The sequence below is a fragment of the Gammaproteobacteria bacterium genome (genome assembly GCA_022340215.1).
Lineage (GTDB): Bacteria > Pseudomonadota > Gammaproteobacteria > JAJDOJ01 > JAJDOJ01 > JAJDOJ01.
This window is the reverse complement of record JAJDOJ010000161.1, coordinates 1-12364: the sequence shown is the minus strand read 5'-3', so window position 1 is coordinate 12364 and position 12364 is coordinate 1. Positions and strand designations below refer to the sequence as shown.

The 12364-nt window shown below is 61.9% G+C and carries 12 protein-coding genes; 7 read left to right on the top strand and 5 right to left on the bottom strand.

Going from position 1 to position 12364, the window contains the following annotated elements:
- The 3 genes from LJE91_11490 to LJE91_11480 all read left to right on the top strand — a co-directional run.
- The coding region (locus LJE91_11490; protein ID MCG6869317.1) for a hypothetical protein at window positions 1-499 on the top strand (499 nt) is incomplete at its 5' end.
- A gap of 36 nt (window positions 500-535) precedes the next feature.
- A complete protein-coding gene (locus tag LJE91_11485; protein ID MCG6869316.1) occupies window positions 536-1582 on the top strand; it encodes an HlyD family secretion protein in 1047 nt (348 codons plus the stop codon).
- A 10-nt stretch (window positions 1583-1592) separates the two neighbouring features.
- The gene (locus tag LJE91_11480; GenBank protein MCG6869315.1) at window positions 1593-3098 is read left to right on the top strand and encodes a DHA2 family efflux MFS transporter permease subunit; all 1506 of its coding nucleotides are present in this window, start codon (window positions 1593-1595) and stop codon (window positions 3096-3098) included.
- Window positions 3099-3415: 317 nt separating this feature from the next.
- On the opposite strand, the gene LJE91_11475 is transcribed toward LJE91_11480, so the two are convergent.
- From LJE91_11475 to LJE91_11460, 4 genes are all read right to left on the bottom strand, one after another.
- Window positions 3416-4465 (bottom strand): LPP20 family lipoprotein, encoded by a 1050-nt coding sequence (locus LJE91_11475; protein MCG6869314.1) that lies wholly within the window; start codon window positions 4463-4465, stop codon window positions 3416-3418.
- Between the two features lie 13 nt (window positions 4466-4478).
- Window positions 4479-5063: a penicillin-binding protein activator LpoB gene (locus tag LJE91_11470; GenBank protein ID MCG6869313.1), complete on the bottom strand. Its 585-nt coding sequence runs from the start codon at window positions 5061-5063 to the stop codon at window positions 4479-4481.
- Between the two features lie 164 nt (window positions 5064-5227).
- Window positions 5228-7174, bottom strand: a complete 1947-nt coding sequence (locus tag LJE91_11465) for a hypothetical protein (GenBank protein MCG6869312.1) — start codon at window positions 7172-7174, stop codon at window positions 5228-5230.
- A gap of 150 nt (window positions 7175-7324) precedes the next feature.
- Window positions 7325-8494 carry a cation:proton antiporter gene (locus tag LJE91_11460; protein ID MCG6869311.1) on the bottom strand — a complete coding sequence of 390 codons (1170 nt, stop codon included), beginning with the start codon at window positions 8492-8494 and terminating at the stop codon, window positions 7325-7327.
- Between the two features lie 307 nt (window positions 8495-8801).
- On the opposite strand from LJE91_11460, the gene crcB reads away from it, so the two are divergent.
- The 4 genes from crcB to LJE91_11440 all read left to right on the top strand — a co-directional run bounded on the left by crcB (window position 8802) and on the right by LJE91_11440 (window position 11772).
- Window positions 8802-9176, top strand: coding sequence for a fluoride efflux transporter CrcB (gene crcB / locus LJE91_11455; GenBank protein MCG6869310.1), 375 nt, complete (start codon window positions 8802-8804; stop codon window positions 9174-9176).
- Window positions 9173-9466 (top strand): DUF190 domain-containing protein, encoded by a 294-nt coding sequence (locus LJE91_11450; protein MCG6869309.1) that lies wholly within the window; start codon window positions 9173-9175, stop codon window positions 9464-9466. The genes crcB and LJE91_11450 overlap by 4 nt, the downstream gene beginning before the upstream one ends.
- A gap of 132 nt (window positions 9467-9598) precedes the next feature.
- Complete coding sequence (serS, locus tag LJE91_11445; GenBank protein MCG6869308.1) at window positions 9599-10876, top strand: serine--tRNA ligase; 1278 nt, start codon at window positions 9599-9601, stop codon at window positions 10874-10876.
- A gap of 470 nt (window positions 10877-11346) precedes the next feature.
- The gene (locus LJE91_11440; protein ID MCG6869307.1) at window positions 11347-11772 is read left to right on the top strand and encodes a hypothetical protein; all 426 of its coding nucleotides are present in this window, start codon (window positions 11347-11349) and stop codon (window positions 11770-11772) included.
- 433 nt (window positions 11773-12205) lie between these two features.
- On the opposite strand, the gene LJE91_11435 is transcribed toward LJE91_11440, so the two are convergent.
- Window positions 12206-12343, bottom strand: coding sequence for a transposase (locus tag LJE91_11435; protein ID MCG6869306.1), 138 nt, complete (start codon window positions 12341-12343; stop codon window positions 12206-12208).
- Window positions 12344-12364: the final 21 nt, after the last annotated feature.

Genomic DNA, 12364 nt, shown 5'->3' with positions numbered 1-12364 from the left:
CGCCTTGATGACGAACGATCCCGGCGCGGCGCTGTCCCTGCTTTGCTTGGGCACCGGTCTTGGGCTTCCTGCCCAAGCCGTTCACTGCTTCGCAGCTCACCCGGCGCGATCTGGTATGTCATTTTCCGGCAATCGCCTAAGTGTCCGTGATATTGCTAGTGTAATTGAATTTTCCGTCGTCCGTGGCGCGATCGAGCGGGTTGTTTCTGAGCCGGCGTGGTATCCCCGTCACGGACAGGTTTTCCCGGCACACACGCCCTATTCGTCCCGTGGCGGTGTTGCGATTCCTTGCAATAGAGCGGCTATTACGCGTCATCGCGCCTTGCCACGAAACGAATATGACACACACTATTCCTGTGAAAACCTGTCCGCGACGGGTATAACGAAAATGCAAGTCACATCTGGATTTGATTCGGCGAATTCCCTATCCTGCCGCGACGACCGGCTCAGTCATTATCGTGGTCCCGATCGCATCGCCTTGCCCGATCATTGCGGGTAGCGCCCGAACACGCTGCAACCAAGGGGGGATGAAACGGTGGAACTCGAATCAACGGGGGGAGATGGCGCGACCCCCGAGGAGCACGGCAAGGCTCGCGAGGTGCTGATTATCCTGGCCGCTCTCGGGGTCGGGGCGCTCCTGCTGATCGGGGCCTATGCGTACTGGGTCTACGACTTCGGTCATCCCACCACCGAGGATGCCTATCTTCGGGCGCATACCGTGTGGATCACGCCACAGGTCACCGGGCAGGTGGTCAAGGTGCACGTCAGGGAGAACCAGCGAGTGAAGGCGGGAACGCCGCTATTCGATATCGACCCGCGGCCGTTTGCCGCCCGGCTGAGTGCGGCGCGCAGCGAGCTGGAACTGGTCGAGCAGGAGATCAGGGTCGACCAGGCGGCGGTCGTCGCGGCCGAGGCGACGGTTCACGAGCAGGAGGCGGCACTCAACGAGGCCCGTGACGAGTATCGCCGGATCAAGGTGTTGATCGAGAAGGGGGATGCACCGCAGGTCCAGGGCGTGCAAACCCGCGACGCCATGCTTGAAGCGCAGGCGACATTGGAGAATGGGCGCGCGGAACTCAAGCTGGTCGAGGAAAAACTCGGTTCCCCCGAGATCCAGACGGCGCGCATTGACAAGGCCCGCGCGGCGGTCGACATCGCGAAGCTTCAGATGGACTGGACCACTGTCACCGCGCCCGCGGAGGGATACGTGACGAAATTCGACCTGCGCGTCGGCGAGGTCGTGTCCGCGGACCAGCAGCTTTTTCCGTTCGTGGAATCGAACCGCTGGTGGTTGCAGGCGAACTACAAGGAGACGAAGGTTGCCGATATCAGCCCGGGGATGGAGGCGGCGGTGCGCATCGATATTTATGGCAGCCGGAAATTCAAGGGCACCGTGCAGAGTACCAGTGCCGCCAGCGCTGCCCAGTTCACACTGCTGCCGCCGGAGAACACGACCGGAAACTGGGTGAAGGTGACGCAGCGCATCCCGGTGCGCATCACCCTGGAACCGGAGGACCCCGACTTTCCGTACCGCATGGGCGCCAGCGCGACGGTAACCGTGAACACCGACGCCAAACCCTGAGTCCGGAGTAATGAACCCCTCCGCCGCGGCGCCGCAATCCCTGCCACCGGGAGCGCGACGCAACATGCTGATGATTACCACGCTGCTGATCGCGGTGATGGCGGCGCTCGACCTGACCATCGTCGCCGTGGCGCTGCCCTATATGGCGGGCAATCTGGACGCGGGGCCGAACCAGATCACCTGGGTGGTGACCATGTTTACGGTGGGCCAGGCGATCAGCATCGGCATCACCGGGCATCTGTCGCGTCTGCTGGGAAGGCGGCGTATGGTCATCGTGGTCATCGTGGGTTTCGTATCCACGTCGATCATGTGCGGATTGGCCCAGAGCCTGACGCAGATCGTGATCGCCCGGTTCGTGCAGGGGCTGTTCAGTGGTCCCCTGATTCCGATCTCTCAATCCATACTCGTCGATGCCTTCCCCGCGAAGGAACGTGCGCGGGCGTTGTCGTTATGGGCGGTGGGTGTAGTCGGCGGGCCGGCGGTCGGTCCGACGATCGGGGGCTATCTCTCCCAGCACCTGTCGTGGCGCTGGAACTTCTGGATCAATCTGCCGATCGGCATCGCGGCCCTGATTTTGACGTTGGTGTTCGTACGTTCGATCCCCCCGCAACGTGTGCGTACCGACTACGTCGGGCTGGTACTGCTCTCGATCATGGTCGTCTGCCTGCAGATCGTGCTCGACCAGGGAAATATCCTGGATTGGTTTTCCTCCCATGCGATCGTTTACCTGTCCATTGCCAGTCTGACCGCGGGGATCGCCTTTTTCTGGCGTGGCGCCCTGCTGGGGCGTGCCAACATTATCAACCTGTGGCTCTTCAAGGACCTGAACTTCGCGGTGTGCGCCACGATCGTGGCGATCATCGGCATCATCTTTCTGGGGCTGCTGATCATTACGCCAGAGTTGCTGGTCGACACCTTCCGCTGGGAGGCCCAGACCGCGGGTTTGGCGATCGGCATGGCGGGTGTGGCGGGGATGACCGGCGCGATGGTCAGCAGTCGTCTGGTCAAGGTGGTGGGAGTGCGGGCCCTGGTGGTGATGGGAAGCATGACACTGGCGATCGGCTGGTACCTCTACAGCCGTCTGACACTGGGCGCGGCCCCCATGCAGGTCGTCGTTCCGGCGAGTCTCGTCATGTTCGGACTCATGATGGTCCTGCCGGTGGTCGCCGCCCAGGCCTTCCAGAACCTGCCGCCGGAGCAGCGGGACGAGGGGGCGGGTCTTTTCAATTTCACCAAGACACTCGGGTTCTCGTTCGGCGTGTCGGCGGTCGATACCTTCATGTACCGCGGGGCGCAGGAGAACTGGGCCCTGCATGCGGGTGACGTCAGTCCGACCAGCCCCGCGATCACGGGGCTGGGTGCGGATGGCGCTACGCCACAGATCATGTCATTGATCGGCGAAGAGATGACCCGGCAGATGAACATGATCACGACGGTGCAACTGGCCGAAGTGATGGCCGTCTTCGCCCTGGCGACGGTCCCGCTGGCCTGGATGGTACGGAAGCCGCGCGCGTGACCCGCGGGTTCCTCCGCGCCGGCTGGACCCGATATACGAGCTGAGTGGTGCGGCTGCCTACGGTTGGATTGGTGGGGGACTGCTGGTCCTGCTCGTCGGACTCTTGATCTTTTTTACCGGCCGTGCCGTCGCGCGCCACGGCATCTGTGCGCCCGAATGAGCGGGTTCGTTACCACGGGCTCTGTCATTGGTACTGTGATTGCCCGTCCGGAGGAATGAATCGCTATGGACAGGCGCAGTGGCTGCAGGGGGGAGGAGCGCAAGCACCTCGTGCTGCGTCGCTAGCGCTTCCTCAGGATTCCCCGCTGCCCCCTTGATCAAGGCTGCTGGATCTTCTTGATGAATCCGGCCTGCACCGCCTCACCGAGACGCTCGCCCAACTGCTCGACGGCCTTCGAGCGCGCCTGGGCGGCACTCACGCCGGAGACACCCTTGGCGCGTGCATCGACCGACCGGACCGTCTCTCCCCGGGCGTCCTTGACCTGGATGTTCCCCTCCGCGAAGGAGAAGTAGCGGTCCCCGTCGACCGTGTCACGGGTCTGTAATGCGTACACCAGCGAGATGTCCGCCTTTCCGCTCGAGGCGACGCTCAGTCCCTTTCCGGTCAGGTACTTGAGCAGGTAGGGCTCGATGTCCCGGGCGGCCTTGCCCTGCGGGCGGAGCACCATGACCAGGCTGTTGAGCAGGTCATTGATGCGCCGGTTGAGCACTGCCTCCTCGGGGGACGTTGGCGGCGCAGTGCCGCCGGCGATCAGACGCAACCGCGCCTCGAGCTGGTCGCGTTTCGCCATCGCCGCCAGCGCGGGCAGGATGCGCTCGAGCTGCTCATGCTTGGGCAATGTGGTCGGGACTTCCACGTAGCGGGCGATCTCGCGGTCCAGATCCGAGATCTCGTCGCGCAGGTTGTCCGCGGCCAGTTCGCGGTCCAGTTTCACCAGCGCCCAGGCGGTGTAGTTCGCCTGATCGACGTAGACCTCCTCGACGTCGACGCCGGTCAGTTTCGTTCTGGGTATCTGGGTATACACAGCCTCCCTGAGCTTCCGCGTCATCTGGGTGTTGCCACCCTGGATGACCCGCGAGGCGCTGACCTCCGTCTCTCCCGAGACGAGAACGTGGAGCTGCTTCAGGAGATCGGCGCGGGCCCTTTCCTTCGCCTTCTGCACGCCCTGGGCCTGGTTGCCCCCGTGCGTCGGTGCGGAACCGACGCCATAAAGCATGCCGGCTCCGGTCGGTGGATAGCGCACCCAGCGGGGTGCTTCCCCCTGTTCGAGTTCGCGGTGCGCCGCGGCCGCGGAATCCGTCGGCGTCGCGGCGGGCAGGTCATCAGGTGGTGTGTAGGTCGTCTGACAACCAACCGGTAACAGCAATGCCGCTGCAAGGCTAGAGACCGAAGCGACTGCGCGTCTGAACCTTCTTGATCTTCTTCTGGCCATTCCACGCCTCCCGGTTCGAGGTCATGTCGATCAGTTTGAGGTCGACCTGATAAAATGTCACTCGCTTGCCGCCGACCTGGTCGACGATCGAGTCGATGCTGCCGGAGAGCGCGAAGTCCGCCCCTTCCTCCTGCCCCATTTCGGCCTGGCTGCCCTCGCGCGCGTAAAGTTCCTGGTCCTTGCGCTCGCCGCGCACCTCTTTGCGTTCCTCGCCCCCGACGACGAAAGCGACCTTGCCGGAACGGATCATGGCGCGCTTCAGGTCGTTGATGAAGGTGTCCACCGCGATGTGCTCGTGGGAACGGTTGTAGATTCGCTGGAGGATGACGGTCGGACGCGGTTCGCCGGTTTCCTGCTGGTGCTGCTGGATCCAGGGAAAGGTCAGCATGTCGTCGATCATTTCGTCTGCCACCAGACGTGAGTCGGTATCGTTCCATTTGTCCGTCAGGTCGATGGTCTCATCCGTCGAAACCCGCTGGGTTCGGACCGTTGTGCAACTCCACAGACCGGCCAGAAATGCCACTGAAATCATAGCCGGGTACAATCCGTCTTTAATCCGCATTGGTATCCTCCAGTCGTCAGGCATATTTGTCGGGGGCCCGCCTTCGGGGCTGGCGACCCGATATCCTCGTCTGTGCCTGGGGCGCAGCAGACCGCTTTCTCGATACGGCTGATCCCCCTGGATATCGCAGCCGCCTATCGCAGCCCCTTCTCCAACACGTCATCCAGCGATTCGGTGACCGCCTTTAGAATCGAACCGAACGCCCTGCCTGCATTGGACGATGTACGCCTCTGCCGCGGGTGCTGGGCGGGTGGTGCCGGCGAAGGTGGGGCCCCCGCAGCGGCGGGTGCGGGGGCTGGCGGGGCATATCCCGCCGAGGTGGATTGCACCGGCGCCGCACCTGCCGAACGGGGAGGCGTGGTCGCGGTCGGGAACATGGTGGTGAAGACCGACCAGACCTTGATATCCCCCGAATCAAGATCGAGGCTGGTGTATTCCCTGTCGAGTTTCTGCCCCCCGCGATCGAGGGCCACCAGCTCGGCCTGGTGATTCCCGGGATCGAGGAACACTCTCTTGAGGCGGACCGTATAGGGCAGCAGCGCCCAATTTCGCGTCTCCGCACGGGCCAGCGCGGAAGCCACCAGGGAGCAGGCGATCAGCCAGTCGTCGGGCGTTGGCGCCGAACAGGCCGCCAGCTTGGTCGTCGCGCCCGCGACCGAGGACCAGATCTCCAGCCCCGATCGCCGAAGCTGCGTCGCCTGGGCCAGGTGGGCTACCGATTCCGCTCTATCCAGTGTCGCCACCTCCGCCCCGTCGATCCGCAAAGACGAGGAACCGACCGAGTCCGGCAGGGGTTTCTTGTAGGGCACCGCCACGCGTACGCCACCGACGGTCTGAATGGCCTGCGGCACCTTGAGCTCGGTCAGGAGGTGCCAGGCCGGCCGCGCAAAAATGGTCTTCTCCACGGGCGAGCGGGCTACGGCCTGAATGCCGCCGTGATTGTACTTGCGTATCCATTTCAGGATGCCGGTGTCGGCATAGACCATGAAGAACCACTCGAGCTGTGCTCGTTGATCCTCCATCGAGCCCGTGGGCACCGGTCTCAGCACTAATTGCTGGTACTGGGGAATGACGGACAGGAGGAGGTTGAGTTCGCCTGTCGGGGGTACGCGCCCGAAGTGTTCGATCACGATCAGTTGCGCGGCGTCGGGGTCCAGCTCAGCAAGCTCCCTTTGTCGCGCCGGGGAGAGGTGGGTGCGCGAGATCCGTTTCCACTCGTCGCCATATCCCCCGCGACGCATGATCCTGACCGTGTCGAACCAGGCCTGTTCGGCCATGTCCTCGTCGAGATCGTACTGGTTGGTGTAGCCCTCGTCGTAAAGCGTGGCGGCCTTCTGGTAGGCGACGCGGGCGTCGTCCCACTCCCCGAGCATTTCGTACACGACACCGCTCAGATAACGGATGTAGGCGTCCTCGCGGTATTCCAGCGTGGCGTTGTCGACCCAGTTGCCCTGCAGGCCGTTGTAGAGTCGAAACATCTGTCCAAAGGTGTCCTCGGACCGCGATGCCGCTTCCTTGTATGTGCCTTTGCGAGCCTCGATGTCGCGCAGCTTGATGTCCACGCGACGGATCTCGACGCGGGCCTCCTCCAGCGCACGTTGCCGCTCGGATCCATTCGAGGCGTGCCGTGCCTCCCCGAGGTAGTTGAGCGCCTTGAGATAACTGATGTAGACCCATTCGTAGGCCGATCCCCTGTACGGGGCGGTGCCCGGGTTGAGTATGATTTTCTGCAGTTCCCGGGATCCCCGGATGGTGTACTGCTCCTCGGCGATGGCGTCGGCGCGCGAGAGTACGGCATTGCTCTGCGTGTAATTTGCGCAACGGTGCTCGATAATGCCGAGCTGCATGTTGCAAAGCAGGCTGCCGGCGCCCTCGCACTCATGGGTGTCGTAGATCGCTTTTCGCACCTCGGCGCAGCGTGCCTCGATCTCCCACGGGACGTTCGCCAACTTGTCGGAGTAGGTCGCGCATCCCGTCATCGGCAAGATGAGTAGCAGCAGTAACAGGTCGGTAATAGGCCGCTCTCGCGGCCGGCGTGAAAATGCCGTAGCGGTATATTGGTCACGGGCCAATCGTGTCATGACTGACGGCCTTCCCCGTGTTTCCCTTCAGGCACGTCCCCGCCTACCGGGGCGGCGCCTTTCTCGCCCCAGCGCCATTCCTGACGACGGTCGCGCGCCGCCCCTACACCTTGAGTATAACCGCTGGGCGTGTATGCAGCGGCATCCAGCTCAGTCCCGGCGCAGGCGATCCGATACGGCGATCGGCGTGGGATAGCGCCACACGATGATGTAAGAGGAGATGACGAAGGTCAGCAGCGTGGTGACCTGGATCAGATAGGATGCACCAGCGCCAATCACACCGGTTTCTAGCGCGACCACGGCGATGAACAGGGAGAATTCGCTGATCTGTCCCAGACGGAAACCCACCTCGGTGGAACGTTCGGCCGCCTCTCCGGAATGTCGCAGCAGGAAGCCGAAGACAACCGGTTTGAGCGCGATGATGAGGCTCGCCAGCAAGATGGCCGGCACGAGTACCTCTACCAGCATGCCCAGGTCAACGCTGGCGCCGAGTGTGAAGAAGAAGATGACGAGGAAGAAGTCGCGCAGCGGGCGGAGGCTGTCCGCGATGAAGTCGGATATCCGGCTGGTCGCGATGGCCACGCCGGCGATGAAAGCGCCGATCTCATGTGTCAGACCCAGTGCGGCAGCCAGTTCCGCGGTACCGAGACACCAGCCGATCGCGACCAGAAAGATGTACTCCTGGATCTGGTCGAATTTTGCGATGAGCCTGAACAGGACGTATCGCGAGAACACGAACGAGGCCAGGATCAGGGCTGGCAGTCCCAACAGCCGCAGCGCTATTTCTCTTGCCGGAACCGGTCCGGGTTCCGCGGTCTCCAGGAGCATCAGGATGACGATGGCGACCAGGTCCTGCAGCAGCAGTATACTGATGATGATCTCTCCGGTGTGTCGGTGGTGGAGTACCGTGGTTGGGAGCAGTTTGAGGCCGATAATCGTGCTGGAGAAGGTGAGGGCCGCGCCCAATATGAGGCACTCAGCTGTGGTGTAGCCAAGCAGCCACCCGGCGGCGCAACCGGTCAGCGCGAAGACCAGAGAACTCGCTCCGGTCACGATGGTGGTTTCCCGCATCAGCGTCACGAGCTTCTGCGGATACATGTTCAGGCCGAGAAGAAACAGCAGGAACATCACGCCGATATCCGCGATACGCCGGACCACCGCCGGGTCCTCGACGATCCCGAGCACCGACGGGCCGAGCAGGATGCCCAGGACGATATAGGCCACGATCATCGCCTGGCGCGCATAGAGGGCCACCGTTGCAAGCACCGCGGCGCCGGTGAAGATCAGGAATATGGTGTGGGCGACGATGTCGCTGCTCATGACGTTGTCCGATGCCCTGGGGGGAGGTGATAGATTGCCAGAAAAGCACTATCGGCGCTCGTCCTCGGCGGAACAGTGAATCGAGCGTTTCCCGGTCGCGGGTCTGTTTTTCCCTCGCACCGGACCCCGCTCACTCGATTCCATCATGCAATTCTCGGGATTGCTTGGGGATGACGCGTTCGCGGAGGAGATTATAGTCCCTGGGAGATTTCCGCGGGCGCATCTGCCCGCCACACTCGCCGCCTCGCCGTTGCCTCGAGGCGGGAGCGAGATTAATCTACTGGCCTGTGTCGGGGGAGGCCGCGCGATGATCCAAGGGTTTTTCATCGCGCTCGGCGGAGCGATCGGGGCGCTGCTGCGTTTCTGGACCGCGTCGGGCGTCTATTCGCTGTTGGGCCGGGACTTTCCCTATGGCACACTGGCCGTGAACGTGCTCGGGTCCCTGCTGATCGGGTTGCTGACAGTCCTGCTGATCGAACGGCTCGACATCGGTCAGGAGTGGCGGGCGGGACTGCTTGTGGGTGTGCTGGGTGCGTTTACGACGTTCTCCACGTTTTCGCTGGAAACGCTGCTACTGCTCGAACAGGGGGATGTCGGCAAGGCGGTGACCAACGTCGTGTTCAGCGTGACACTGTGCCTCGGGGCAACCTGGGCGGGAATCTTGATAGGCAGGACGGTATGAAGGTCACCTTGGTCCGGATCTATCTGTCGGAGCAGGATAACGTTCACGAACGGCTGCTGAAGCGCCTGCACGACAAGGAAAAGGTGCGCGGCGTGACCCTGTTTCGGGGGGTCAGCGGTTTCGGCAAGACAGGCAAGGTGCACAGTTCCTCGCTGCTCTATCTGTCGCTGAACCTGCCGATCGTCGTCGAGTTCTTCGATACCCCGGAACGGGTGGATGAGATCCTCGGCCACATCTGCGGGGACATCAGCCCGGAGCACGTGCTGACCTTCGAAGCGGAAGTGCGCTAGCCTCCCAGGCGTATGCTGGGCTGGGGTACCTGACCAGGGTCGCGATTCGGACGTCTCAAGCATTCCGGGCGATAGATCACGGACCCGATGGGGGAGAGACGCCCGGTTTACGATTCGAAAGGAATTCCAGACATGCTCGATCCCAAACGGCTGCGCAACGACCTCGAAGCAACCGCTGTGGCCCTGTCCCGGCGCGGATACCGGCTGGACGTCGTGGCCGTGGAGTCGCTCGAGACACAGCGGAAGACGGCACAGGTCGATGCCGAGCGCCTGCGAAACGAGCGCAATACCCGTTCGCGCTCGATCGGACAGGCGAAGGCGCGCGGTGAGGACATCCAGCCACTGCTTGCGGAGGTTGCGGCGCTGGGAAAGCAACTCGGGGAAGCGGAGTCTCGTCTCGATGAAATTCGCGAAGCGCTCGACGAGGTCGCGCTAGGTGTCCCTAATATCCCGGACGAGGCGGTTCCCGACGGCGAGGATGAGTCGGCGAACCTGGAACTGCGCCGCTGGGGAGAGAAGCCGGAGTTCGATTTCGAGCCCAGGGACCACGTCGCACTCGGCGCCGCGTCCGGCTGGATGGATTTCGAAGCGGCGGGGAAGATCGCGGGGTCGCGTTTCGTCGTCATGCGCGGTGCGATGGCGCGACTGCACCGGGCGCTGACCCAGTTCATGCTGGACGTGCATACCGAGGAGCACGGTTATCGCGAGGTCTATGTCCCCTATATCGTGAACGACGAAAGCCTGCGGGGAACCGGCCAGCTCCCCAAATTCGGCGAGGATCTGTTCCAACTCTGCGGCGAGAGCCCGCGCTACCTCATCCCGACCGCGGAGGTGCCGGTGACGAACCTGATGCGCGGCGAGATCGCGGACCCGGCGTCCTTGCCCCTCAAATACGTCTGTCATACCCCGTGTTTCCGCTCGGAGGCCGGGTCGTACGGCAAGGACGCGCGGGGTATGATCCGGCAGCACCAGTTCGAGAAGGTGGAACTGGTGCAGATGGTCCGCCCCGAGGATTCCTGGGAGGCACTGGAGGTGCTGACGGGCCATGCGGAACGTATCCTCCAGCGACTCGGGTTGCCTTTTCGGGTCGTGAGCCTTTGCGCGGGTGACCTTGGATTCTCCTCGGCCAGGACCTACGATCTGGAGGTCTGGCTGCCCGGGCAGGGCCGCTATCGGGAGATCTCGTCGTGCAGCAACTTCCTCGATTTCCAGGCGCGTCGGATGGGGGCGCGCTGGCGAAATCCCGAGACGGGCAAACCGGAGCTGCTGCACACGCTGAACGGGTCAGGGCTCGCCGTGGGGCGCACCCTGGTGGCCGTGCTGGAGAACGGACAACGCTCTGACGGAGGGATCGAGGTCCCGGATGTATTGCGGGACTACATGGGAGGAACGTCGACACTCGCGCATTAATTTAGTTACGTCTTGCCTGGCCCTGTACCGGAAGAATTCCGGTCCCGCGCGTGGTCTGCGAGTTTAGGCGATTGCCGGAAAATGGCATACGGGATTGCACTGGATTTTCGTTCGTCATCAAGGCGCGACAACAGGCGCATAGTCGAACTAGGTTACAGTTGTCGCAACACAGAGGACGGACGAGAAGGATAAGCAGGATGGTATGTCATTTGACAGAATTCGCCTTAACCCGGCGTGCCACTGTGGGTCCGAGGGGCAAGGCTTTGTGCTCCTTACATTAAACCTAAATCTTGTAAGAGCTACCACAAAAAGGCCGAAGACGGTGCGCAAAGCGTCGGCGAAAATCCGCGACGAAGCCAATGGGTGGAACCTGACCAGCCAAGCGGGACTGATCCCGGTCATCAAGTTCCTCGATGCGCTGGGCTTTAGCGGATTGTTCCGCAGCCAGGTGCACCACGAACGTGCTCACAATGCGCAATACCAACTCGTCGATGCCGTCTTTGCGGGTGCTCGTCGGCTTGATGGGCGGTGCACGCAGCATCAGTCAGTGCGTGGTGCTGTGGTCCGATGGGGTGTTGCAGCGTGTTGCCGGTTGGTTACGCATTCCCGATGAGAGCACGGTTGGGAGGCTGTTCAAAGAGGTCGGCGAGCGCCACATCAGCGAGCTGGAGACGCTGGTCCATGAGGTGCGAAAGCGGGTTTGGGCACGCGCCTTACGAACTGGGCGTTCGCGCATTGCCATTCAGTGCCAGAAGTGGGTGGATGCCGACTCCAGTGTCAAGACCGTCTACGGGAAGCAACAAGGTACGGCGAAGGGCTACAATCCGCATAAGCGCGGCGTCCCCTCCTACCATCCGCTGCTGGCATTCTGCACCGAGACCAAAGAGATACTGTAGGGGTGGCTGCGTACCGGCAGTGCCCGTCGCACGGGAAAAGGGAGAAAAGTAGGCTCTTGTCGCTTGAGAACGCGGCTTGTCGTCATCGCCTTGGTTACAATTTTGCCATCGGAGCGGCGGAAATGACTGTGGCACGGCGATTATTCTGTCCCTATTGGTCGGCGACTCCGGAAGCGAAGGCTACTTGCAGGATTTAGGTGTCATGATGCAGCCCTTTCAAGGTGGTAAGTCTTTGATTTCATTAAGGGTCATTTTTCGATAAAAAATTGATATCAAATTGATTCGTTTTGCGCTGCTATTTCAGTGTAAATCTGCATAAATTTGAAACGAAATCGCGGAAAACAAGTTTCCGATTCCGATGCAATGTGCACATATCTACGAAATATCCGACATATCGACTGATAAACTCTAGTTATATCAAAGTCTTACTGCCTCACCTTGAAAGGGCTGGTGTCATGATGGAACGGTATTGGGGAAACGCGTCAATGAAGGCGCGTATCTTGCGGAATATGTGAGCCATGCAGGTTTGCCGGTCACAGACGATCTTTGTGTAGGCGTGCCAGCCGTCCACGATCAGGATGCCGAAGAACAC